The 22,392-nt window shown below is 61.4% G+C and carries 23 protein-coding genes; 11 read left to right on the forward strand and 12 right to left on the reverse strand.

Translation table 11 applies throughout. The features are described 5' to 3' along the window. The first annotated feature begins 43 nt into the window (after nt 1-43). From EXZ61_RS03080 to EXZ61_RS03100, 5 genes are all read left to right on the forward strand, one after another. The gene (locus EXZ61_RS03080; protein ID WP_237219068.1) at nt 44-970 is read left to right on the forward strand and encodes an AraC family transcriptional regulator; all 927 of its coding nucleotides are present in this window, start codon (nt 44-46) and stop codon (nt 968-970) included. A 616-nt stretch (nt 971-1,586) separates the two neighbouring features. Further along, complete coding sequence (locus EXZ61_RS03085; RefSeq protein WP_168224686.1) at nt 1,587-2,240, forward strand: DUF3304 domain-containing protein; 654 nt, start codon at nt 1,587-1,589, stop codon at nt 2,238-2,240. Nucleotides 2,241-2,366: 126 nt separating this feature from the next. Then, the gene (locus tag EXZ61_RS03090) at nt 2,367-4,529 is read left to right on the forward strand and encodes a T6SS phospholipase effector Tle1-like catalytic domain-containing protein (RefSeq protein ID WP_142808924.1); all 2,163 of its coding nucleotides are present in this window, start codon (nt 2,367-2,369) and stop codon (nt 4,527-4,529) included. 11 nt (nt 4,530-4,540) lie between these two features. Further along, nucleotides 4,541-5,194, forward strand: coding sequence for a DUF3304 domain-containing protein (locus EXZ61_RS03095; RefSeq protein ID WP_168224687.1), 654 nt, complete (start codon nt 4,541-4,543; stop codon nt 5,192-5,194). 2 nt (nt 5,195-5,196) lie between these two features. After that, nucleotides 5,197-5,385, forward strand: a complete 189-nt coding sequence (locus tag EXZ61_RS03100) for a hypothetical protein (RefSeq protein WP_142808928.1) — start codon at nt 5,197-5,199, stop codon at nt 5,383-5,385. 90 nt (nt 5,386-5,475) lie between these two features. On the opposite strand, the gene EXZ61_RS03105 is transcribed toward EXZ61_RS03100, so the two are convergent. From EXZ61_RS03105 to EXZ61_RS03125, 6 genes are read right to left on the reverse strand one after another with little or no spacing between them, the layout of a single operon-like run. Continuing rightward, nucleotides 5,476-6,399 carry an EamA family transporter gene (locus EXZ61_RS03105; RefSeq protein WP_237219069.1) on the reverse strand — a complete coding sequence of 308 codons (924 nt, stop codon included), beginning with the start codon at nt 6,397-6,399 and terminating at the stop codon, nt 5,476-5,478. Then, complete coding sequence (locus EXZ61_RS03110; RefSeq protein WP_237219070.1) at nt 6,396-7,406, reverse strand: NAD-dependent epimerase/dehydratase family protein; 1,011 nt, start codon at nt 7,404-7,406, stop codon at nt 6,396-6,398. Before EXZ61_RS03110 ends, EXZ61_RS03105 begins: the two co-directional genes overlap by 4 nt. Further along, nucleotides 7,403-7,696: a hypothetical protein gene (locus EXZ61_RS22050; RefSeq protein ID WP_237219071.1), complete on the reverse strand. Its 294-nt coding sequence runs from the start codon at nt 7,694-7,696 to the stop codon at nt 7,403-7,405. The genes EXZ61_RS03110 and EXZ61_RS22050 overlap by 4 nt, the downstream gene beginning before the upstream one ends. 18 nt (nt 7,697-7,714) lie before the next feature. Further along, entirely contained in the window at nt 7,715-8,323 is a 609-nt protein-coding gene (locus EXZ61_RS03115) for a bile acid:sodium symporter family protein (protein ID WP_237219072.1), read from the reverse strand. Nucleotides 8,324-8,355: 32 nt separating this feature from the next. After that, complete coding sequence (locus EXZ61_RS03120) at nt 8,356-9,684, reverse strand: flavin-containing monooxygenase (protein WP_142808929.1); 1,329 nt, start codon at nt 9,682-9,684, stop codon at nt 8,356-8,358. Nucleotides 9,685-9,716: 32 nt separating this feature from the next. Beyond that, on the reverse strand, nt 9,717-10,556 hold the full coding sequence (locus EXZ61_RS03125; protein WP_142808931.1) for an SDR family oxidoreductase: 840 nt from the start codon (nt 10,554-10,556) through the stop codon (nt 9,717-9,719). Nucleotides 10,557-10,642: 86 nt separating this feature from the next. Here EXZ61_RS03125 and EXZ61_RS03130 point away from each other — a divergent pair, with 86 nt between their 5' ends. Then, on the forward strand, nt 10,643-11,398 hold the full coding sequence (locus tag EXZ61_RS03130; protein ID WP_142808933.1) for an IclR family transcriptional regulator: 756 nt from the start codon (nt 10,643-10,645) through the stop codon (nt 11,396-11,398). A gap of 93 nt (nt 11,399-11,491) precedes the next feature. Here EXZ61_RS03130 and EXZ61_RS03135 read toward each other — a convergent pair whose 3' ends face one another. The 5 genes from EXZ61_RS03135 to EXZ61_RS03155 form a co-directional block, all read right to left on the reverse strand. Next, nucleotides 11,492-12,580 carry a DUF3616 domain-containing protein gene (locus tag EXZ61_RS03135; protein ID WP_142808935.1) on the reverse strand — a complete coding sequence of 363 codons (1,089 nt, stop codon included), beginning with the start codon at nt 12,578-12,580 and terminating at the stop codon, nt 11,492-11,494. 28 nt (nt 12,581-12,608) lie between these two features. Continuing rightward, nucleotides 12,609-13,127 carry a YqhA family protein gene (locus EXZ61_RS03140; RefSeq protein WP_142808937.1) on the reverse strand — a complete coding sequence of 173 codons (519 nt, stop codon included), beginning with the start codon at nt 13,125-13,127 and terminating at the stop codon, nt 12,609-12,611. A 210-nt stretch (nt 13,128-13,337) separates the two neighbouring features. Continuing rightward, entirely contained in the window at nt 13,338-14,141 is an 804-nt protein-coding gene (locus EXZ61_RS03145; protein WP_142808939.1) for a substrate-binding periplasmic protein, read from the reverse strand. A 46-nt stretch (nt 14,142-14,187) separates the two neighbouring features. Then, nucleotides 14,188-14,628, reverse strand: a complete 441-nt coding sequence (locus tag EXZ61_RS03150; protein WP_142808941.1) for an acyl-CoA thioesterase — start codon at nt 14,626-14,628, stop codon at nt 14,188-14,190. A 161-nt stretch (nt 14,629-14,789) separates the two neighbouring features. After that, complete coding sequence (locus EXZ61_RS03155) at nt 14,790-16,136, reverse strand: ABC1 kinase family protein (RefSeq protein ID WP_142808943.1); 1,347 nt, start codon at nt 16,134-16,136, stop codon at nt 14,790-14,792. A 147-nt stretch (nt 16,137-16,283) separates the two neighbouring features. On the opposite strand from EXZ61_RS03155, the gene EXZ61_RS03160 reads away from it, so the two are divergent. Next, nucleotides 16,284-16,502, forward strand: coding sequence for a TIGR02450 family Trp-rich protein (locus tag EXZ61_RS03160; RefSeq protein ID WP_142808945.1), 219 nt, complete (start codon nt 16,284-16,286; stop codon nt 16,500-16,502). Between the two features lie 280 nt (nt 16,503-16,782). Continuing rightward, nucleotides 16,783-17,199 (forward strand): hypothetical protein, encoded by a 417-nt coding sequence (locus EXZ61_RS03165; protein ID WP_142808947.1) that lies wholly within the window; start codon nt 16,783-16,785, stop codon nt 17,197-17,199. 176 nt (nt 17,200-17,375) lie between these two features. Here the strand turns inward: EXZ61_RS03165 and EXZ61_RS03170 are convergent, their stop codons facing one another. After that, nucleotides 17,376-19,595 (reverse strand): malate synthase G, encoded by a 2,220-nt coding sequence (locus tag EXZ61_RS03170; RefSeq protein ID WP_142808949.1) that lies wholly within the window; start codon nt 19,593-19,595, stop codon nt 17,376-17,378. A 164-nt stretch (nt 19,596-19,759) separates the two neighbouring features. Here EXZ61_RS03170 and EXZ61_RS03175 point away from each other — a divergent pair, with 164 nt between their 5' ends. The 3 genes from EXZ61_RS03175 to EXZ61_RS03185 all read left to right on the forward strand — a co-directional run bounded on the left by EXZ61_RS03175 (nt 19,760) and on the right by EXZ61_RS03185 (nt 22,384). After that, nucleotides 19,760-20,059 (forward strand): Dabb family protein, encoded by a 300-nt coding sequence (locus tag EXZ61_RS03175; RefSeq protein WP_142808951.1) that lies wholly within the window; start codon nt 19,760-19,762, stop codon nt 20,057-20,059. Nucleotides 20,060-20,127: 68 nt separating this feature from the next. Continuing rightward, on the forward strand, nt 20,128-21,315 hold the full coding sequence (locus EXZ61_RS03180) for a CaiB/BaiF CoA transferase family protein (RefSeq protein WP_142808953.1): 1,188 nt from the start codon (nt 20,128-20,130) through the stop codon (nt 21,313-21,315). A 142-nt stretch (nt 21,316-21,457) separates the two neighbouring features. After that, nucleotides 21,458-22,384: a LysR family transcriptional regulator gene (locus EXZ61_RS03185; RefSeq protein ID WP_142808955.1), complete on the forward strand. Its 927-nt coding sequence runs from the start codon at nt 21,458-21,460 to the stop codon at nt 22,382-22,384. The last annotated feature ends 8 nt before the right edge of the window (nt 22,385-22,392 follow it).

A 22,392-nucleotide genomic window follows, 5' to 3' on the forward strand; every position in this document is an offset into this window, starting at 1 on the left:
CGCCAAGTGGTGCATGGGGCGGCCTGCCCCGTACACTGGCGCCATGGCAAGCCCCAGCTCCCCTGCAATTGCGTTTGATTCGAAGCTGTGGCCTAGCGGCACACTGTGGCAGCCAAGCGCCACGCTGAGCGCCTGCATACGCGCGACCATGGTGCGCAACACGCTGGGCTCTAGCCTCACAGACGCGCAGCGGGTGAATCACTTTCCGGCTGCTCCCTTGTGCAGCCTGAGCTGGTGGTTCACGGGGAGCAGCCTGGCCCTTGGCGCATCCAGCGACGGGTCTGACGAGGGCCAGCCGCTAGACGAGACCGCTGCCAAAACGCCACTGCCCGGGCGCTGGGTTTTGAGCGGCCCGCAAACCCGGCCCACGGCCACCTGGTGCCCAGGCCCTGTGCACGCCATGATGGTGCTGATTCCGCCCGATGCGCTGCACGCCCTCACGCACTTGCAGCCCGAAGCCTTGATGGACCGCATGGTGGATGCCGCCACGGTGCTGCCACCGGACTGGTTGCCCATGCTCCAAGCCGTGCAAAACGCGGGCGACGATGCGCAGGCCCTGCAACTGCTGGAGGAGTTTTTAGAACCCCGCTGGCAAGCCTGCCGCCCCGCACAGCCCGTGGCATGGCAGCGCTACTCCGATTGGGTGACCCACTTGGCCCAGCGCGCGGCGGTGTCCGGCCCGGGGCGCAGCCTGCGCCAGTTGGAGCGCCGCATCAAGCGCTGGTCGGGTCTGCCCTTGCGCGAATTACGGGTGATGGGGCGCTCTGAAGACGCGTTTTTTGCCACCGCCGCCTTGGCCACCCAAAGCAGCGACAAACTCGACTGGGCGCAGATTGCGGCAGACTCCGGTTACTCCGACCAGTCCCACCTGATCCGCACCACGCGCCGCATCACCGGCTTGACCCCCGAGGCCTTGGGTAAAGGCATTCAGCATCATGAGAGTTTTTGGGCTTATCGGCTTTGGATGTAGGCGGCGCAATGCAAGCTGCTTGAAGGCAAAGGTGTACTTTGCCAAGCGCTAGTGCTCTTGGCAGCTTGGACGCAATGACAACACAAACCGCGCAAGTGCCTAGGCTACCGTACCCCACATGAGGTCTTCTACAAGCTACCCGAAAGACCTCTTACACTGCATTCCGTTGCACGTTGTACTTGAATCCGCCAGGCAAATGGGCCTCTAGCGCCCATACAGCATGCGTAAGTAGCCGTCAAAACTCTAGCAACCGGCGCTGACGGGTAGTTCTGAAGACAGGTCAGCCCTGCTCCGTCGTCCCAAGTCGCCACCTGCTTGCATCATTTCTTCCAAATGGCCAAAGCGCAAGGGGCAAGCCGCGTACCAGCGGGCGCACACATAGCAAAGCACCCAACAGCGATTGCAAAGCCGTTTTTACAAAGACACGCCGTCATCGTCCTCACAATGGCTTATGGCGACAGAACCGCTGCGACCTGCATCCGGTGATGCGCGATGAAGACCTAGGTTTGCTGCAAGGCGGCCTCAAGGCCAAAGCCATCGGCATCATCACCAGCGGGCGGCGCGAGGGTGGTGGCTACTGTTTACCGCGTGCGGTGTTTGAATGAAGGGGCTAACGATGCAACGAAATACTCAGCGTGCATTCACTTGCGCAACCTTGGCCCTGGCCGCACTGGTGATGGGCTGCGCGCACCGGGAGACGTTTGATGAACGCCTTAAACGTGAGAACCCCGAGCTCTGGGAGACGATCAATCGCGAAGCAGCCATACGCAAATCCCAAGAAACCCCCACCATCGGAGTAGGGCTGGAATGCGTGCGCCACGGCGGCCCGCGGCAAGACCTCATGCCCTATGTGCAAGGGTTTTGGGTGCAAGAAGTGCCCTACGGCCAGGGCAGCATCGGCATGCGCGGGGGCGACTTCAACTGCGGCGGCACCATCGCCGGGGGCTACACCATCCCCCGCACCTGGCGCCCGGGTATGAAAGTCAAGGTCAAGTGGTACACGGATGGTTGGGACGAATCGAGCAAAACCACCGGAGCTGCGGGAGACGACTCCACCAAGGCATCTGCCACCCCCGTCATGGTGGGGGAAGTCAAGGCGACCCTGCACGAGTACACCACCACCATCCCGTATTACGCCAAACCAGGCGCAGCCTATGTGCACCTGTTTCGCAACGGGCAGGCGCGGGTCATCATCACTGACTGCTATCCAGAATACAAGTGTCACCCCATTCCACTCTCGGCCCTTGAACCCCCGCCGGAGGTGGAGTGAGCATGCGGACCACCCAGCACAAAGCCTTGCGCGCAGGGCGCAAATCACAAGCCCAATCGGCCTTTGGCGCAGGTTCTGCCTGCGCTAGAAGCTATCAAAACCGTAGTAAACCCACCGCCTAAGACCATGACACGCACAGTTTTTAACGCCCCCTTACGCATCAGCGCCAACCCGGCACAGGAAATGACACCCACGGTGGACGAAGTCGTTGCGAGCCTGATGGCACCCAGCGACCCGCTGAAGTGCGAGATACCGCTGTACATCGGCCTGTTCTTTGATGGCACCAACAACAACCGCGACCGCGACATGCCCGAGCGCGGCCACAGCAATGTGGCGCGCCTCTTTAATGCGCACAAAAGTGTTGCAGAAAACTCCGATCACACAGGCCACTACAAAACCTATGTCTCTGGCTTAGGCACCCGCTTTGAGCCCAACCAAGAGCCCGGCGAAAGCGACGAGGGCAAAGCCTATGCCAAGGGCGGGCAGGCCCGCATCTTGTACGGGGTGCTGGAAGTCTTTAACTCGGTGCACAAGTCGTTCAACAACGAGTTCGCCCTTTATAAAGAAGATGACATCAAAGCCCTGCTCAAAGACTTTGAACGCCAGGTAGACGGCGGCTCCACCGACCCGGAGCGTCCCGCCCCCACCCGCGAAAGCTGGCTGGCCAATATCTACGCCCACGCCACGCAAAGCATTCAAGATGCCCGCAAGCGCAAGCCCTTGCCCAACATCCCCTACATCCACGTGAGCGTGTTTGGCTTCTCGCGCGGGGCCGCAGAGGCCAGCGCGTTTTGCCACTGGCTGAATGCCGCCATCCCCAGCGGCGAAATCGCGGGCATGCCGCTGCGCATCAAATTCTTGGGCTTGTTTGACTGCGTGGCCAGCACCGGATTGGCCGACTCTGCCCGCCGCGCTCTGGGGCCGGTGGCAGGCTTTGCCACCGGGCACTTTGCCTGGGCCAAAGAAATACGCCAACCTTTGCCCGCGCTGGTGGAGCGCTGCGTGCACATGCTGGGCGCGCATGAGCAGCGGCTGAACTTCCCGCTCACCCGCATCCGGGGCGGCCAGCTCAGCGAATATGTGTACCCCGGCGTGCACTCCGACGTGGGCGGGGGCTATGGCCTGCTGGCCCAGGGCCGCAGCAAGACGGATGCCGAGCTGCTCTCCCAAGTGCCGCTGCTGCACATGTACAAGCTCGCCCGCATCGCCGGTGTGCCGTTGCTTGATGCCACATTGATGAGCAAGCAGCTATTGGAAGACTACGCCCTCAGCCCCGCAGTGGCCCAGGCCTGGAACGACTACATGGCCCAGGCCCAAGACTACGCCCCGCGCACCCAGCCCGCCCCCATGGCCACGCCCTTGGAAGAGTGCCAAGACCTGCACGCCCTCATTGCGCTGCACATGCGCCTGTACTACGACTATCGCCGCATCTACCTGCCCCCGCCACCCGGTAAAACCGCCCATGTTTTGGCACCCGACCTCTTCAGGCTGCTGCACAACCCCATCAGCGCGCAAGACGAAGACAACATCCGCAGCTACAACCAAAACCTGCAAGGCGACCTGAGCCTCTTTACGCAGTGGCAGGCCGCCAAACAATACAACTACTGGGAGATGCCGGTGCGCCAAAAATATGGCAACCAGCGCGCGGTCTGGATCGACGACACCCTGCGGCGTCACAGCAACTGGCTGCCCCAGTTCATCTGCCAACAACAAAACCCTGCCGACCAGGCCTGGATAGAGGTCGCCCTTGGCGTGCTGCAAGGGCGCAGCCAAGTGGCCGGGCAAGCGCACTGCGTGCTGCTGGGGCGCTATGTGCACGACAGCCTGGCGGGCTTTGTGCTGGCCGGCCCCATCACCCACGACGACAAGGCGCGCCTGTTGGTGGACATCGTGCACCGCCAAGGCAAGGGCAAGACGCTCAATGCCTTGGAGGCCAAGGTGTTCGCCAACTACCAACAACGCATTGCCGCAGAAAAAGCGGGCACCGTGCAAGTGCCAGCGGGGCAGACGGGGTTGGAGAAGTTGGTATCTGAACGCATCCAAGCCCTCAACGCAATGAACGCTACCAACCGCAAAGACGAACTCGACCAAGAGGCGGCCTACAACAACGAATATCGCTTCAAGTACCCCGACGCGCTCTACGTGAGCAGCTGCGACTTGTATCCGGTGATGCGCGATGAAGACGCGAGGCTGCTGCAAAGCTGGGTCAAGGCCAAAGCCATCGGAATCATCACCAGCGGGCGGCGCGAGGGCGGGGGCTACTTCTTACCGCGTGCGGTGTTTGAATGAAGGGGCTGACGATGCAACGAATGACTCAACGTGCATTCACTTGTGCAACCTTGGCCCTGGCCGCACTGGTGATGGGCTGTGCGCACCGGGAGACGTTTGATGAACGCCTTAAACGTGAGAACCCCGAGCTCTGGGAGACGATCAATCGCGAAGCAGCCATACGCAAATCCCAAAGAACCCCGACCATCGGAGTAGGGCTGGAATGCGTGCGCCACGGCGGCCCGCGGCAAGACCTCATGCCCTATGTGCAAGGGTTTTGGGTGCAAGAGGTGCCGTTTGGGCAAGTGAGCCCAGAGATGAGCGGGGGCGACTTCAACTGCGGCGGCACCATCGCCGGGGGCTACACCATCCCCCGCACCTGGCGCCCGGGTATGAAGGTCAAGGTCAAGTGGTACACCTGGGACCGACCCAAACCAACCACCATCACCATCCCGGTGGAGGACGACCCCACCATCGCACCCGGCGTGCCTATTGTGGAGCGGGGCGTCAAAGGTGCCCTGCACGAGTACACCACCACCATCCCTTATTACCCCGAACCGGGCCGCGCTTACGTGCACCTGTTTCGCAACGGGCAGGCGCGGGTCATCATCAGCAATATTGGCCCCACGGGCCGCGATCACCCCCTCCCATTCTCGGCCCTTGAACCCCCGCCGGAGGTGGAGTGAGCATGCGGACCACCCAGCACAAAGCCTTGCGCGCAGGGCGCAGGGCGCAAATTACGGCGGCAGACACCGCTTACTCCGACCAGTCCCACCTGATCCGCACCACACGCCGCATCACCGGCTTTACCCCCGAGGCCTTGGGCAAAGGCATTCAGCACCACGAGAGTTTTTGGGCTTATCGGCTTTGGATGTAGGTAAATCGGGCTTTTGCGCACGTGGAATAAGCGAAGTCAGCTATTAAATTAATAGTAATTTCCGGTTGGAACCCTAGTCTGTTCAAGACGTCACGATGCGGCTGGCCTGCGTGCGATCCACCACTGCCCACCTTGGTTCACGGCCAGGCCTAGCAACACGGCCCCAGTGCCCACCCACTGCAGCAGCCTTGGGACTTCCCCAAACGCCAGGGCTGCCGCAGTCAGACCCACTACGGGCACTAGCAGCGAGAATGGTGTCACCTTGCCGGCGCTATGGCGCTGCAGGAGTTGGGTCCACATGGTGTAGGCGAGCAACGTGGCCAGCCAGGCTAAGTACAGCACCGAGGCGACGGCGGGCCAGCGCAAGCTGCTCACTTGGGCCACCACGCTGTCCCAGCCATCGCTCCAGATAGCTAAACCGGTGAACGGCAGTATGGGCACCACGCTGGTCCACACGATGAAGGGGAAAGGCGCGTAGCTGCCGTGGCGCGCCGCCAGCCGCACCACGATGTTGGACACTGCCCACATGAACGCCGCACTGGCCGTGAGCACCAGGCCCACCAGCGTCATCTGGCCCGGGCCTTGGCCGTGCGCACTGGCAATGGCCACTAGGCCCCCTAGCGCGAGCACCAGGCCAGCCCATTGCCAACTGCGGGCACGCTCACCCAGAACAGGCGCGGCCAGCAGCAAAGTAAAAAAGGCCTGCATCTGCATCACCACCGAGGCCATGCCTGCCGTCATGCCCAGTTGCAGTCCCCAGAACAGAAGGCCAAACTGCCCCAGGCCTTGGGCCAAGCCATAGCCCAGCACGTAGCGCCAGGGCAGCGGCGGGCGCCCCACCCACCAAAGAAAAGGCAAGGAGGCCGCCGCAAAGCGCAGTGCGCCCAGCAGCATGGGGCTCAGGCCCTGCAGTCCCACTTTCATGACGACAAAGTTCAGCCCCCACAGAACCACCACGCCCAGCGCGCGCAGGCTGTCACCCCGCGTCCAGGAGCTCGCTGCTTGTGCGTTCACGCCCGGGTTCCCGAGCCAGTGATCGGTCGGCCCTGCGCCGCGCGGGCGGCGATAAAGGCGTCCAGCGCCTGGCTGCTGGTTTTGGCGGGCACGTAACCCAGCTGGGTCTTGAGCGCAGTGTTCAGCAGCACGGGGCGGTAGCGCAGAAAGTCCAGCTGCTCAGGCCCGTAGCGGCTGACCCCCAGCGCATGCCCGATGGCCAGCGCCGCTTTGAGCAAGGCAGCGGGCAGATTGCGCACAGGCTTGCCCAGGCGCTGGGCAATCGCGCGCAAGGGCAAGGCTCCGTCGCCCGCCACATTGAAGCAACCCGCGCGGCGGTGCTCCAAAGCATGCAGCATGGCACCGGTCACATCGGTATCCCAGATAAACACAAAAGGGCTTTCGCTACCTTGGATGGCCAAGAGCCTCGGTTTCTCGAACAGCGCGGTGATCTGGTTGTCTACGCCCTCGCCCAAGATGGTGCCAATGCGAAACACGGTTTGCAGCAATTGCGGCGCGCTGCTGCGGTACTGCGCCAGCATCTCTTCCACCAAGCGCTTGTGGTGTGCGTAGGCAAACACCTCGTTGCCGCGCAGCGCATCGGTCTCCACCAGCCATGCCGGGTGGTCTGCGTGGTAGCCATAGGCTGCGCCGCTGGAGCTCACCAGCAGGTGCTGTATGCCGTGTGACACGCAAGCCTCAAGCACATTGCGCGTGCCCAGCACATCGACCGAGTATTCAAACTCCCGGCTGGACTGCTTGCCCGGTGTGACGATAGAGGCCAGGTGCACCACGGTATCGATAGCGTGCTCGGCCAGCAGGGTGGCCAGCGTGGGGTCGCGCACGTCCTGCGCTAGGTAGACCACACCGCTTAGGCGCCGCTCGGCAGGTACGGGCCGCACATCGGTCGCGACCACAGCATCCAGACTACTTCTCTGCGCGAGCGCGGCCACCAGGCTGCGGCCTAAAAAACCGTCCGCCCCCGTTACCAGCACGCGGCGTGCGCGCGCCTGTGGCATAGCGCTCATGCGGACTCTCCCTGCGGCTTGGCCGGTGGCTTACGCCCCCACCAGCTTGCCAGCGCCAAGCCGGCAATGATGTCCCAAAAGCCCCAGACACCGGCCACCACAGCCATGCCGCCCAGGCCGCCAAAGAAGCTGAAGATCAGCACCAAGCCCAGGCCCGCATTGCGAATGCCCACTTCGATGGAGACGGCGCGGCGGTCATAGTCCGACAGTCCGGTGGCGCGCGCGCACACATAGCCTGTGGCAAAGGCCAGCGCGTCATGGATGGCCACGGCCAGCAGCACCAGGCCCACATAGTCCAGAAAGTAGCGTCAGTTGCCCGCTACGGCGCCCACAATGAAGCCGATCAGGCACAAAAAGCTCAGAATGCGTGCGGGCTTGCGCACCTTCTCTGTAAAGCGCGGCAGCTTCTCCGCACAGGCAATGCCCAGCACAAAGGGCACGCCGATGATGACCACTATGTGGCCCGCCATCTCAATCGGGTCCAGCGCAATGCTGCGAAACAAGGTGGACGCCGTGGGGTGCATGCCCGCCCAGAACGCAAAGTTCAGCGGCATCAGCACAATGGCCAGCGCGTTGGAAATGGCGGTCATGGACACGGACAAAGCCACATTGCCCTGCGCCCGGTGTGTGAGGATATTGCTCACATTGCCGGGCGGGCAGCAGGCCACCAAAATCATGCCCAGCGCAATGCTGGGGCCAGGGTTCAGCGCCAGCGTGAGGGCATAGGTCACGGCGGGCAGCACCACAAACTGCGCTGCAATGCCCACGGCCATGGCCACGGGCATGCGCAGCACGCGTTTGAAGTCGGCCACACGCGTGTCCAGGGCAATGCCAAACATCAGAAAACCCAGCACGATGTTGAGCACCACCAGCGAAGCGGGGTTGAAATTCAGGCGTATCTCGTCGACAGGTAGCATGTGTGTCTCCCTTGTGTGGTGTGTCTGAAGCCTCAGGCCAGCGCTGCGCTGGCGGCACGCACCGCAGCGCGGTAGGTGTCCTTGTGCACGTAGTAGGCCATGCGTTCCAACTTGAGGTAGCGGTAGCCACCGCTCAGGTCGGGCGGTGGGCCCGCCTTGGCGCGGCTGAGTGCGGCGGCGGCCGGGCTGCCTGCGTCGCGCGCTTTGAAATAGCGCGCCACCAACTCGCCTTGTTCATAGCGGCCTTGCCAGCCGATGCCGCTGGCCTCGATCATGCCCATCACCGCCAGGTTGTCGAACTGCGGCGAGAAGATGTTGAGGTAGAGCTGGGGCGACATGCCTTGCCAGTTCAGCAGCGTTACATCCATGAAGGGGTAGTGCAGCCGGTAGCCCGTGGCGCACAGGATGAGGTCATAGTCCTTGGCGCTGCCGTCTTTGAAATGCACGGTGTGGCCGTCTAGGCGCGCAATGTCGCCTTTCACATGCAGATCGCCATGGCCCAGGTGGTGCAGCACCAGCGAGTTCACCACGGGGTGCGATTCGTACATCTTGTAGTCGGGCTTGGGAAAGCCAAAGCGGCTGGGGTCGCCGGTGAACCAGCCCAGCACTGTGCTGTCCACCTTTTGCTTGAGCCAGGCAGGTAGCTTGATCTTGCCGCCCAGCGTGTCAGCAGGCTTGCCAAACACATACTTGGGCACAAAGTAGTATCCCCGGCGCACCGAGATGTCTACGCTAAGCGCTGCGTGCACCGCGTCCACCGCAATGTCGCAGCCTGAGTTGCCAGCGCCTACCACCAGCACGCGCTTGCCCCGGAACAGCTCGGCGCTTTTGTAGGCTGCGGTGTGCAGCAGCTCACCATTAAAGTGGCCTTCAAACGTGGGCATATTGGGCTCGGCCAGCGTGCCGTTGGCAATCACCACGCCCTTGAACTCCGCGCTCTGCACCGCGCCGTCAGCACCTTGCCATTCCACGCGCCACAGTGGCGCCACGCCGCCGCCCACTGGCTGAACGGAGCGCACCTTGGCACCAAAATGAAAGTGCTTGCGCAGGCCAAAGTGGTCTGCAAAATCAAAGAAGTACTGGCGCATTTCCTTGTGGCTGGGATAGTCCGCCACCTCGGGGCGCATGGGGAACTCGCTGAACTCGGTGGTGCTCTTGCTGGAGATCAGGTGCGCCGACTCATAAACGGTGCTGCGTGGGTTGTCCATGTTCCACAGGCCCCCCACGTCGCTGTGGGCCTCAAAGCCTTGGAAGGGCAGGCCCAGCTTTTGCAAGTTGCGCGCGGCAGCCAGCCCGCTGGGGCCCGCGCCAATCAGGGCGATGCAGTCGCGCGTGGTGGCGCTTGTCGTTGTGTCGGTCATCGGTGTCTCACTCAGGTTCTTATGGTTTGAAATCAGTGGCGGGGCGGCAGGCCTGGGATCGCGGTGGCACCTGCCTCGCCCACGCGGGGCTTGCGCGGCTGGCCCAGCAGGATGCGGTCGTGCCACGCTGCGGGCAGCAGGCCCAAGGCACGGGCCAGCCAGCCCATGCGACGCGGCAGCACAATCTGCTCACGCCCGCGTGCGACGGCTGCGAGCAGGGCACGCGCCGCATCATCGGCCTCCATCAGGCCGGGCATGACGAACTGGTTCCCGGCGGTGAGCGGCGTGCGCAAATAGCCGGGGCTGACCGTGTGCACACGCAGACCGCTGCCACGCAGTTCGGCGCGCAGGCTCTCTAGATAGCGAATCAGCGCGCCTTTGCTGGCGCAATAGGCACCGTTGCCCGGCATGCCGCGCCAGCCAGCCAGGCTGGCCACCCCCACCAAGCTGCCTCGCCCTTGTGTGCGCATGGCTTCTAAAAAGGGCTGGAAGGTGGTGGCCACTCCCAGCACATTGATCTCCAGCATGCGGCGCATCACGGCCAAGTCACCGGCCTGTGCGGTGTCAAAGCCGCCTGCCACCCCCGCATTGGCGATCAGCAGGTCGGGCACGCCAAAGCGGCCTACCCACTCTTGGGCGCACGCCTGCATGGCTGCGGGGTCTGCTACATCGGGCGTGTAAATGGCACTGCGGTAGGGCGCGGATGCGGCCAGCGCCTCTAGCACCGGGCGGTTCAACCCCACCAATGCCACCACCGCGCCTTGGGTCAGCAGTTGGCGCGCCAAGGCCTGGCCCAGGCCGCCGCAAGCGCCTGTGAGCACGATGTTTTGGAATGGACTGCGAGGGCCGGACAAAGAGGAGGGCTGGTGCATAGACATGGAGGCAAGCATAATCAGCGCTCGCATTCATCTCGAATATTTATAGTAATTCGTCTCGAATATTGGAACGCATGGTGTCCATGGACAAGCCCACCCCCTTGCTGCGCGTGTTTGAGTTACTGGACCTGGTGTGCGCCACGGGCCAGCCCTTTAGCCTGGCCGACGCTGTGCGCAGCAGCGGCTGGCCCAAGCCCAGTGTGCACCGCATGCTGGGGCAGCTGGAGGCCGGGGGCTTGATCACCCGCGAACCCGGTGGCCGCCTGTATGCCCCCGCCGCGCGCTTGGTGCGCTTGGCCGAGAACGTGCTGAGCGCCGACACCCGGCGCGGCGTGCGCCATGCGGTGCTGCGCCAACTGGTGAGCCAGGTGGGCGAGAGCTGCAACCTTACCGCGCTGAGCGGTACCGATGTGATGTACCTAGACCGTGTGGAGTCCGCCTTCCCCTTGCGCATGGAGCTAAAGGCGGGCACGCGTGTGCCCATCCACTGCTCAGCCAGTGGCAAATTGTTTTTGGCCCATATGGCCGAGCAGGCGCGCGCCGCGCTGTTGGAGAGCCTGCCCCTGCCGCGCTACACCGCCACCACCTTGACGGAGCGCCGCGCGCTGGAGGAAGAGCTGGCGCAAATCATTCGCCAAGGCTACGCGGTGGATGCGGAAGAGTTTGTAGACGGCTTGGTCTGTGTGGCCGTGCCAGTGCTGCAAGCGGGCAGTCGCACGGTGCGCACGGCCGTGGCACTTCAAGCGCCTGCGGCGCGCATGCCGCTGCAGCAGGCCTTGCAGCATGTGCCGCAGTTACTGGAGGCTGCTACGGCCATGGGCCGCACCCTGGTGGGTTAAATCAGGGGAGCGGCGGTACACAGCGCTCGGCGCGGACGACTCCATCCGGCTTGCAACTGCCAACGCACCGGGTGTCGCTACGTGCTGTCGCTCTCAGTCGTGGCTCAGAACATCGCCGAAGACGGTGTGCTCGCCGTCTTTGCGGTCGCAGTCGGGGGCGTCGTACAGCACGAGCCAGCTTGGCGTGCCACCCGTCATTGACAGTGGCAGGTCGCAAATGGCTTCTGCTCGGTTGGTGCCCTGCCCGTGCGGCAGAGCTACTGATTCAGTCAGCGCCGCTTCAAAGCGCACGGGCTCGCGGTTGTCCGCAAGCAAAGCCTTTGCCTGCGGCCACTTGAAGAGCCGAATCTCGCCGTTGAGCACCATCGTAGGGCCCGCCAAGATGTAGAGGTCATCGCCATAGAAGTGCAGGTCGCGCACCCCCAAGCCGTCCAGTTGGACGAAGTGCTTGCGAATCAAGGTGCCTTTGTCGTCTAGCGGAACCAAACGCAGCTGCTGGTTCCGTGCCTCGACCTCCATCTCCAAAAGCGCGGACCACCCGCGCAGCACGGGTCCGCGCAGGCCCAGCAGCAGTCGTCGCCCGTCAATGGCCAGACCTTCGATGTCAAAGCCGTTGTCTTTGCCCGGGATGGCCATGTAGGGGCCGAAGTGAGGGTCGTCGGCCAGTGCGCGCGTCAGCAGGTTGTCTTGCGCATCGCCCTTCAGGCGCAAAGCGTGTCGCCCGTCCCGGGCTTGTCGCACAAGGCAGGGCGCCCCGCTGGCGTCAGCTTCAATCGGCAGGCAGGCCAGCAAGCGCCGGTTGCCGTCTAACGATGTTTTGGCCAGCCGTTTGGCGTTGTCTGCGTGGTCGCGCTCGGGCTTGGCGTTCCTGCGCTTCAAGCCGTGGGAGCCGACCACCCACAGATAGCCATCGGACACCGCCATGCCCTCTAAGTCCGCCTCTTCGTCGGCCAGCCCCGGTAGGTCTAGCAGGTCCGCCAGAGGGAAGTCGCGCACCTCGCCAAAGCGCAAGGACTCTTGGCCCACGGGGTCGAGCCTGCGCAAGCGGTCTATCCCACAAGCCTCGTCGCCTGCCACCCAGAGCCAGTCACCGGTGACGGCCGCTCCAGACAGGTTGGATTGCACCAAAGAGCCTGGCGTGAACTCTAGGCGTGCGGCATTGGCAGAGCGGGTGTTGGGCATGGCGAGAGGCTCCGAGGTCTAGATGGGGTTAGGTTTGTTCGCGAGTCAGTCGCTCCGCAAACGAGATGCCAATGGCCGAGAGCACGAAGGTGAAGTGAATCACCGCCACCATGGTGACGATTTGAATGTTCTCCAAGTTCAGCTCGCCACTGAGGTAGGTTTTCAAGGCGTGTACGCCTGAGATGGAGATGATGGCAAACGCGAGTTTGAGTTTCAGGTTGTAGGTGTTGACGTGGTCCAACCAGTCCGGCTTTTTCATATCCTGTTTGTCAAAGTGCCCGGTCGTCACAAACAGCGACACACCCGCCAGTGCGACCACCCACACGAGTTGCGCCACCATGGTCATGTCGACCAGTTCCAGCACTTTGATGATGAGCGCAATTTTTTCTAGGTCAGCGAACAGCAAGGTGTTCATGAGCTTGTAGGTCTCTAGCAGGAACTTGCCCAAGATTCCGAAAATGATCGCCACCAAGCCCACATAGAAGAACAGCATGGTGAAACGCATGCCGTAGAGCAGAGAGCCGACCCTTGAGAGAAGATTTTCCATTGAACTAGTTCCTTGCCAAATAAGATGTTCGATGCGCCCAGCGTGGGTGGGAGCCAAGCAGTTTGTGGCCGTGCAAGCACGCATGCAGACCCGTGCGGTACCAAGCAGGATCTCTGTGCAGTGGATTAAACACGAGATAGCCGTTTGGGACCTATTCCACAGGCGTGTTGGGGTGTTTCCCCGCCGCGTAGCCTACGCCAGTAAGGGTGCCTACAAGCCGCTGAGCTTGTAGGCCGATGCCATGCGGGCCAGTTCGCCACTTTCGATGAGGGTCGACAAGGCCTTGTTCACCTGCTCGAGTGTGTGAGGAGATTTACGCGACAAAGCGCACTGGGTTGCGACTTTGGAGAACAGGTAGGGTGATGTTTCAAAGCGGGCGCGGGCTTCGGGGTTGGTGTGAAAAAACCCCTCAATCTCGGCCTCGGATGCCACCAGCGCCTCGGCAATCATCAAGTCCAGCGCCTTGAACATCAGCACGATGCGGGTCTCGTCTTTGCGTTGCAGTTTCCCGTTGTCAAACCAAGCTTGCAAGCTGGGGTAGTTGTAGCCAAGTTGCGTGGCAATGCGTTTGCCTTCGAGTTGATCTAGCGCCACTTTGGAGGGCATCTGGCCTTGGTGCGTCACCAAGCGCTCAATTTGGGCCAGGCTTTCCATCGTCCATTGCACCTTGTCGGCCTGCGTGGTCCATTGCGGACTCCAGTAGCACACCAAGTCCACTTGCCCTTTTTGTACCGCTGCGTCCAGGCGCTTGCGCGCTAAGGGTTGAACTTGCAATTTGGTGTGCAGCTCCCGCGCCACCGCTTGGCCTAAATCAAGCAACAGCCCGCCGCTGACGGTCCCATTGCCGTCTTGAATGACCAAGGGGTGGGATAGGGAGTCCATCACTCCGTAGCGCAAGGGCTCTACCGCCCAGGTGCCTTGGGCAAGCACCAAGCCGCACCCCATCCACCACGTGCGCAGGAGTGCCAACCGTTTGAGGGGAGTGCCGCAGACCATCGCGGCACTGTATGCCAAGGTGGTGTCCTTGTCTAGGCGCTTACCAGGCCCCGCACGGGCGCACTTAGCTGCCCGATTGGTTCATCACCACATCGGGGGCACCGCCTTGCAGCGCTGTGCGCAAATCATCGGGGATGGAAGTTTTGGTGAAAGCGGGAGTGCTCACCAGCACATAGGTCAGCGCCGCTGTGGCCACCAGCGCTTGGGTGCCTGCGATAAAAAACGCCATGTTCAACGTGAACGAGGTCGTGCCCACGCGTTCGGTCTGCACACGCACCCCCAACACATCGTCGAAGCGGGCGGGTGACGTCCAGTCGATCTGATAATGCACCACTTGCGTGTCTAGGTTGCGAGCCAACAGGGCCTGAATGCCCCCAAAAATGGCGCGAAAGTACTCGGTGGCAGCCAAGTCCGCATAGTCGCCATAGCGGGCGTTGAATACGACCAGCTGCGCATCGCACTCGCCATAGCGTACGCGGGTGAGGAAGGTAAATGGAGTGCTCATTGTGAAGTGGGCGTGTGGGGTAGGAGGCTGGCAGTTATTGTCCAGATAAATGCCTAGTGGCTCAATGCGTAGGCCGTGCCATGCTGAAAAGTGGGTGGGGTACCTGTGCAATCGTTAATGGGGTCAGTGGCTGTCAGGGCCCGCTAGGCGTGAGCAAATCCCTAGAGTCCGCTCCCAGCCTGCAGGTACGGCACAGCAAGTTGCCGCACATTCACCCGCGCCTTCAGTCGCGCCGCCAACAAAAACAAGCCCCCCAGTTTGCGATGCAAGAACAAGGCTTCGATGGGGGGAATGTGCCAAAAGTCCCTGTCCAGACCCAGCGCCAACCCGGCTTCACGCAGGCGAGGGGCCATGTTGGTAGTGCCAAAGTCAAAAACACCGTCGAACTTGAGAGGTTCGAGTGCGATATCAAACAGGTCAAGCACAGCCATTTGGTGTTGGGCCCGGATGCTGTCATCAAAGTAGCCAATGGCAAGACCGGCTTGCGCCATGGCTTTGCGGTCGCCCGCCAAAGTTGCGCGCATCAGGTGTTGGTAAGCCTGCCCGAAGGCCGGAGTGAAACTTCGGGTGGCACCAAAGTCCAGCAAGATCAGCCGCTGGCTCTGTAGGTCGTAGCGGTAGTTCGCAAAGTTAGGATCGGTTTGCATGAGCCCAAACTCAAACAACTCGCGGAACATGAGGCCCACCAGCAGGCTCAGCAGTCGGTCACGCTCGGCCTGTGGTGCGTCCGCTATCGACTCCACGGGCACCCCCGCTACAAAAGACATGGCCAACACATTCTGGGTCGTGAAGTCGGCGTGCAATGTGGGCACCACAAACTCTGGGGTGGCGGCTAGCAACTGGGCAAACCGTTGCAAGTGCTTGCCCTCCGCTTCGTAGTCGGCCTCTTCGCGCAGTTGGCGTTTGGCCTGTTTCAAGAGCGGCTCTATGTCCAGTGCTTTGGGCAGCAGGCCCGATAGGCGCAGCAGGGATGCCACGTTGTTCACGTCGCTACTGATGCTTTTGCGCACGCCCGGGTACTGGATCTTGATGGCCATGTCGCGTCCGTCCAGGGTCGTTGCGCGGTGCACCTGGCCTATGGAAGCAGCCGCAATCGGCGTGAAAGAAAAAGATGTAAAGCGCTGCTGCCACTGTGCGCCCCAGTTGGCAGTGAGTACCGCGCGCAGCTGGCGCTCTGGCATGGCGTGCGCGTCAGAACGCAAGCGCGCCAACACAGCCGCTATCTCGGGGGGCACCAAATCACCGGCATCCATCGAAATCAGTTGCCCCAGCTTCATCGCGGCACCGCGCATGTGGGAGAGCTGCTGTGTGATCTTGAGCGCGTTGCTTGGGGTGAGCAGCAGATCACTGAGTTTCGGGCGCTTGCCCTGGGCAAGCTGCTGCGCACCGGCCACCAGCATATTGCCAGCCACGCCCGTGGCCATGCCGCCCAAGCGCATTAAGCGTCCCAAGCGGCTACTGGGCACCGCTGAGCTGTTGTTGGTGGGGGTGAGTTTTTTAGAGGACATAGTGGCAAGACCCGGTGAGGGGAAGGTTCAGCCCTTGCTGACCTTGATTCTCGCAGGGACACCAGCGTGCACGTAACATGGGACCCAATTGGCCCTATACCCCGGATGTATTGACTGACATGACTGCATTGACCGGCTACTTTCGCGATGACACCGCTCCACCCCAAAAAGCTCTTACTCACCAAATGGACCGCCGTGCAGCCGGTGGCTAAAAACAAGCACTTTTTGGTGTCGCGGGTGATAGAGCCCGAACCACCGCAGGTGAAGATTGAATGGGTTGAACTAGAAGCCGTGTTCTCAAAGACGGTGACACGCATCCGTTGGCGCGAGCTGCAAGACGAATCACTTTGGCGCCGGGGTTGGTAAAACCACCCATGTCGCGCGGCAATGCGTGCCTCTGCTAGCCATTGCCATAAAACCTTGAAGCTCCATTGGATTTAAATACTACCCAGTCACTATTTGGATTTGGTCGCATGGTTGCAAGATCTCATGGCATTGTGTGATGGCCACGATAATCCGTGTTTGCCACGGCAGGCCGTGCCCTCCGAGTTGTCCGCCATGGGGCGTAGAGCTTGCCGCTGGCGTGATGGTCGTCTACCTAGGCATCAGAGGGAGTTGCTTTATGCACATCAGCAAAAGACGCCTTATGGCCACGTTCGCTCCAGCAATCGCAGTCGCACTGTGCTTGGCCGCTTGTGTCTTGATTACAGATGCCGCGACTCGCCTTGCGGTTGAGCTGAAGGACGGAGCTGCTAGCTTGCGCAATTCGAACCAAGAACGGCTTGAACTCGTGCACCAACCCCTGTCGTTTCCAGAGGGCGTGCACGGACCCTATGAAGTCGTATTTCAACAAACGGTGGACTGCACCCAATGTGGCTCGCTGTGGGTGCACGACCTAGATATCACCAACCCAGACTACAAGCCTGGTGGCGGCAGCACAAGTTACCACCGCAACTTTGTCGTTGTTCCCAAAGAACTCAGCATCCGCAAAGCCAAAGGCCAAGCCGTGGTGATCGTGTTGCACAAGGCGGGTGGTGCAATTGAGGTGGAAGCGCTGCGTTAGTGGTCCAGCGACAAGTGCCTTGGCAGCTTAGTGAATAGCGCGTTATGGTGTGCTGTGGCCGATACGTCTCTGATTTGGCGCAAAATTGCCGGTAACGCCCGTTTATTGGGCGCAGGCTGCTATCAAATGTATAACAACCTGCATAGCCCTTTAAAGGGCCTGTAGAGAAAGGCGAGTTACGCCGCCTTCACCTTCAAGCGCCATGCATGCAGCAGCGGTTCGGTGTATCCGCTAGGCTGGGCCAGGCCTTTGAACACCAGCTCGGTCGCTGCCTGGTAGGCCGCGCCCTGGAAGTTGCCCACCATGGGGGTGTAGAGCTTGTCGCCGGCGTTTTGCTTGTCCACCTTGGCGGCCATGCGTGCAAAGGTTTCTTCCACCTGTGCCTTGGTGACCACGCCGTGGTGCAACCAGTTGGCCATGTGCTGGCTGCTGATGCGCAGGGTGGCGCGGTCTTCCATGAGGCCGATGTCGTTGATGTCGGGCACCTTGGAGCAGCCCACGCCTTGGTCCACCCAGCGCACCACGTAGCCCAGAATGCCCTGGGCGTTGTTGTCCAGCTCGGCTTGTCTCTCGGCGGCTGTCCAGTTCGGGGTGGCAGTCACCGGAATCTGCAGCAGGTTGTCGAGGATGCCAGCGCGGGCCTTCTCGTAGTTGGTCTTTTCCAGTTCCTTTTGCACGTCGCTCACCAGCAGCTGGTGGTAGTGCAGGGCGTGCAGTGTGGCGCCGGTGGGGCTGGGCACCCAGGCGGTGTTGGCTCCGGCCTTGGGGTGGACTATCTTCTGTTCCATCATGGCCTTCATCAGGTCGGGCATGGCCCACATGCCCTTGCCGATCTGCGCCTTGCCGCGCAGCCCGCTGGACAAGCCCACCAGCACGTTGTTCTTTTCATACGCGGCAATCCAGGCGCTGCTCTTCATGTCTGCCTTGCGGATCATGGGCCCGGCTTGCATGGCGGTGTGCATCTCGTCGCCGGTGCGGTCCAGGAAGCCGGTGTTGATGAAGGCCACGCGGCTTTGGGCGGCGGCAATGCAGGCCTTCAGGTTCACGCTGGTGCGGCGCTCTTCGTCCATGATGCCCAGCTTCACGGTGCTGTCCGGCAGACCCAGCATCTGCTCCACGCGGGTGAACAGCTCGGCGGCAAACGCCACTTCAGCGGGGCCGTGCATCTTAGGCTTGACGATGTAGACCGAGCCCTTGCGCGAGTTGCGGATGGCGTCCTTCTTGGTCTTCTTCAGGTCATGCAGGGCGATGGTGGTGGTGACCACGGCGTCCATGATGCCTTCGGGAATCTCTTGCGTGCTGCCGTCGGCCGCGGTGTAGTGAATCGCCGGGTTGGTCATCAAGTGGCCTACGTTGCGCACAAACATGAGGCTGCGGCCGTGCAACTTGACTTCCTTCTTGCCGTCGGGGGCGGTGTACACACGGTCGCCATTGAGGCCACGGGTCAGCGTCTTGCCACCCTTCTCGAAACTCTCGACCAACGTGCCTTGCAGAATGCCCAGCCAGTTGCCATAGGCCAGCACCTTGTCTTCAGCGTCCACCACGGCCACGGAGTCTTCCAGGTCCAGGATGGTGGAGAGGGCGGCTTCCAGCACCAAATCGCTCACGCCAGCGGCATCGGTCTTGCCGATGGGCGTGGCGCGGTTGATGATGATGTCGAGGTGCAGGCCGTTGTGAATCACCAGCACACTGGAGGGATCTTTGGCAGAGCCCTGGAAGCCCACGAACTGGTCCTTGTCGGCCAGCTTGGACGTAGAGCCGTCCTTCAAGGTGACGACCAAGTCGCCGCCCTTGATGGCGTAACCCGTAGAGCCCACGTGCGAGCCCTTCTTCAGCGGTGCGCAGCGGTCCAGCACGTTGCGTGCGTATTCGATGACCTTTTTGCCGCGCTTGGGGTTGTAACCCTTGGGGCCTACTTTTTCGCAGCCCTTGTCTTCGCTAATGACGTCTGTGCCATACAGCGCGTCGTAGAGGCTGCCCCAGCGGGCGTTGGCGGCGTTCAGGGCGTAGCGGGCATTGAGCACGGGCACGACCAGCTGAGGACCGGCTTGGGTGGCCAGCTCGGCATCCACGTTTTTGGTGGTGATCTTTACCTTCTTGGGGCTCTCGACCAAGTAGCCAATTTTTTCCAGGAATGCCTTGTAGGCGGGCATATCGCTGATGGGGCCGGGGTTGGCTTGGTGCCAGGTGTCCAGCTCGGTCTGCAGGCGGTCGCGCTCGGCGAGCAGGGCGATGTTTTTGGGTGCCAGGTCAGCCACGATGGCGTCAAAGCCTTTCCAGAACGCCTCAGCGCTGATGCCGGTGCCGGGCAGCACTTTGTCCTGGATGAAGCTGTGCAGGCTGGTCGCGACTTGCAGGCGGTGCTCAGCAGTGCGGGGGGTAGATGTTGTGGACATGAAAAAAGCCTTTCCAAATCAAAAAACGGTGCAAAACCCCACGCAAAGGGCAGAGATTTGCGGATAGTGCTACTGTATTCCATCCTTTATAGGAAACTATATGGATAAAAATCACTCTATTTGTGACAAAAATGCAGGCACCCCGCCATTCAAGGAGTTAGCGCATGCCGATTCGCCACTTGGTACTGTTGAAATTTAAGCCAGAAGTGTCAGCGCAGCAGCAGGCTGAGCTGGAGCATGCATTTTGCGCGCTGCAGGACGCCATTGCCGATGTCATCAGCTTGGAATGGGGGCGCAACAACAGCCCAGAGGGTTTGGTCAAAGGCTTTACCCACTGCTTTAACTTGACGTTTGCCGATGACACGGGGCGCGCACGCTACTTGCCGCACCCTGTGCACCAAGCGTTTGTCGCGCAGCTCAAGCCCGCGCTGGACGATGTGCTGGTGTTTGATTACACCGTATAGGCGGCCTAGGCCGTCAGGCGCTAGCGCTTTAGTTTTGCCGCACCTTTCCGATGCATTGAACTTTATGTATGTCTGAATCCACTCAATCACTGCCCCTAGCCGGCATCCGCGTCGTCGAATTCACCCACATGGTCATGGGGCCTACTTGCGGCATGACCTTGGGTGATCTGGGTGCTGAGGTCATCAAGGTTGAACCCTTGGCGGGCGACAGCACCCGCAAGCTGCTGGGCAGTGGCGCGGGCTTTTACCCGCTGTTCAACCGGAACAAGAAGAGCATTGCGGTGGATCTCAAAAGCCCGCAGGGCCGCGAGATCGTGCTCAAGTTGGTCGCCACTGCTGACATCGTGAGCGAGAACTTCAAAACAGAGACCATGCAGAAACTGGGCTTGGACTACGCGTCTTTAAGCAAGCTGGACCCGCGCCTGATTTACGTGAGCCACAAGGGCTTTTTGCCCGGCCCTTACGACCACCGCACCGCGCTGGACGAAGTGGTGCAGATGATGGGTGGCCTAGCCTATATGACCGGCCGCCCGGGTGACCCGCTGCGTGCTGGGTCAAGCGTGAACGACATCATGGGCGGCATCTTCGGCGCGGTGGGCGCCATGGCCGCGCTCATGCAGCGCCAGCAAACCGGTAAGGGCCAAGAGGTGCAAAGCGCGCTGTTTGAGAACAACATCTTTCTGGTTGCTCAGCACATGATGCAGTTCGCCGTGACCGGCAAGGCCGCTGCGCCCATGCCCGAGCGCATCTCGCCCTGGGGCATTTACGACGTGTTCAGCGTCAAAGACAACGAGCAAATCTTTCTGGCCGTGGTGGGTGACGGACAGTGGAAGACTTTTTGCGAGGCCTTCGCTTACGCCGATCTCTTTGCCGACCCACGCGTCACCACCAACAACGACCGCGTGCTGGCCCGTAGCTGGCTCATTCCCGAGCTGCGCACGCGCCTGGCACAGTTCAGCCGGGCTGAGCTGTCTCAGCGCTTTGAGCAGGTCGGCCTGCCGTTTGCGCCCATCACCGATCCGCAGCATTTATTTGACGACCCGCACCTGCAAGCCACGGGCGGGCTGGCGCCCATGGAGCTGCCCGACGGCCGCCAGACGCAAGTGCCTTTGTTGCCGTTGACTCTTGGCGGCGAGCGCCTCGGCCTGCGGCTGGACCCGCCCAAGCTCGGTGAGCACACCGACGCGCTGCTGCAAAGCTTGGGCTACTCGGCCACTGATGTGGCTGCACTGCATGAAGCTGGTGTCGTGCTATGAAAAAAGTAGCTGCGTACGCATATTCCACGAGCGCCAAGGGCCTGAATGGGAGAGCGGTCTGCGTAGGTCAAGGGGGAGCCCGCAAAGCGGGCGGAGGACACGAAGCAGAGCGTTCTGCCATTCAGGCCAACGGGAGCTAACCATGGACAAACTCAAGCAACTCGAATCATTTGTCTCTGTAGCCTTGCGAGGAAGCCTTACTGCAGCTGCGAACGCAGAAGGCGTGGCCCCCGCCATCATGGGGCGACGGCTGGACGCATTGGAGGAGCGCTTAGGTGTGAAGTTGTTGCTACGCACTACCCGGCGGCTGACCCTCACGCACGAAGGCAGTGCGTTCCTCGAAGATTGCCAGCGCCTACTGGCGGACTTGTCCAACGCGGAAGCCAGTGTGAGTGCAGGCGGGGTGAAGGCTAGCGGTCATTTGCGCATTACTGCGCCAGCAGGGTTTGGGCGGCGCCATGTGGCACCGTTGGTACCCAAGTTTCGAGAACTACATCCTGAGGTAACCGTGTCTTTGAACCTGAGTGACCGAGTGGTCGATATTGCGGGAGAAGGGTTTGACTGCGCGGTTCGTGTAGGGGATATGCCGGACTCGTCCATGGTGAGTTTGCGTCTGGCGGACAACCGACGCATGTGTGTGGCAACCCCGGCTTACCTTGCCCGGTATGGGGCACCAAAGCACCCCAATGAGTTGGCTAGATTCGCCTGCTTAACCTTGTCGAGTGATGCGTCCCAAACCCGAGGCTGGGCCTTTAAAGTGCCAAGCGAACAGGGTACGGAAGTCATTCACTTAAGACCTGCTGGGCCGTTGGATTGTTCCGATGGTCAGGTGCTGCACGACTGGTGCCTAGCCGGCTATGGCATCGCTTGGCGCAGCACTTGGGAGGTAGAGGCCGAGATCTCAGAGGGAGCGTTAGTGTCAGTGTTGGACGAGTTTGCGGCCCCGCCCAATGGCATTTACGCAGTTTTTCCGCAGCGCAAACATTTGCCACTGCGGGTGCGCCTATGGATTGATTACCTCAAACACCACTACGGCACCCCTGGTTTTTGGCAAATGCTGCAAAAATAGTAGTTGCC

The organism is Rhodoferax aquaticus, from assembly GCF_006974105.1.
In the GTDB taxonomy this organism is placed as follows: Bacteria; Pseudomonadota; Gammaproteobacteria; order Burkholderiales; family Burkholderiaceae_C; genus Allorhodoferax; species Allorhodoferax aquaticus_A.

Coding starts and splice junctions, on each gene's coding strand:
- EXZ61_RS03080 (WP_237219068.1), top strand. CDS start 44: ATGGCAAGCCCCAGCTCCCCTGCAATTGCGTTTGATTCGAAGCTGTGG.
- EXZ61_RS03085 (WP_168224686.1), top strand. CDS start 1,587: ATGCAACGAAATACTCAGCGTGCATTCACTTGCGCAACCTTGGCCCTG.
- EXZ61_RS03090 (WP_142808924.1), top strand. CDS start 2,367: ATGACACGCACAGTTTTTAACGCCCCCTTACGCATCAGCGCCAACCCG.
- EXZ61_RS03095 (WP_168224687.1), top strand. CDS start 4,541: ATGCAACGAATGACTCAACGTGCATTCACTTGTGCAACCTTGGCCCTG.
- EXZ61_RS03100 (WP_142808928.1), top strand. CDS start 5,197: ATGCGGACCACCCAGCACAAAGCCTTGCGCGCAGGGCGCAGGGCGCAA.
- EXZ61_RS03110 (WP_237219070.1), bottom strand. CDS start 7,406: ATGAGCGCTATGCCACAGGCGCGCGCACGCCGCGTGCTGGTAACGGGG.
- EXZ61_RS03115 (WP_237219072.1), bottom strand. CDS start 8,323: ATGCTACCTGTCGACGAGATACGCCTGAATTTCAACCCCGCTTCGCTG.
- EXZ61_RS03120 (WP_142808929.1), bottom strand. CDS start 9,684: ATGACCGACACAACGACAAGCGCCACCACGCGCGACTGCATCGCCCTG.
- EXZ61_RS03125 (WP_142808931.1), bottom strand. CDS start 10,556: ATGCACCAGCCCTCCTCTTTGTCCGGCCCTCGCAGTCCATTCCAAAAC.
- EXZ61_RS03130 (WP_142808933.1), top strand. CDS start 10,643: ATGGACAAGCCCACCCCCTTGCTGCGCGTGTTTGAGTTACTGGACCTG.
- EXZ61_RS03135 (WP_142808935.1), bottom strand. CDS start 12,580: ATGCCCAACACCCGCTCTGCCAATGCCGCACGCCTAGAGTTCACGCCA.
- EXZ61_RS03140 (WP_142808937.1), bottom strand. CDS start 13,127: ATGGAAAATCTTCTCTCAAGGGTCGGCTCTCTGCTCTACGGCATGCGT.
- EXZ61_RS03150 (WP_142808941.1), bottom strand. CDS start 14,628: ATGAGCACTCCATTTACCTTCCTCACCCGCGTACGCTATGGCGAGTGC.
- EXZ61_RS03155 (WP_142808943.1), bottom strand. CDS start 16,136: ATGTCCTCTAAAAAACTCACCCCCACCAACAACAGCTCAGCGGTGCCC.
- EXZ61_RS03160 (WP_142808945.1), top strand. CDS start 16,284: ATGACACCGCTCCACCCCAAAAAGCTCTTACTCACCAAATGGACCGCC.
- EXZ61_RS03165 (WP_142808947.1), top strand. CDS start 16,783: ATGGCCACGTTCGCTCCAGCAATCGCAGTCGCACTGTGCTTGGCCGCT.
- EXZ61_RS03170 (WP_142808949.1), bottom strand. CDS start 19,595: ATGTCCACAACATCTACCCCCCGCACTGCTGAGCACCGCCTGCAAGTC.
- EXZ61_RS03175 (WP_142808951.1), top strand. CDS start 19,760: ATGCCGATTCGCCACTTGGTACTGTTGAAATTTAAGCCAGAAGTGTCA.
- EXZ61_RS03180 (WP_142808953.1), top strand. CDS start 20,128: ATGTCTGAATCCACTCAATCACTGCCCCTAGCCGGCATCCGCGTCGTC.
- EXZ61_RS03185 (WP_142808955.1), top strand. CDS start 21,458: ATGGACAAACTCAAGCAACTCGAATCATTTGTCTCTGTAGCCTTGCGA.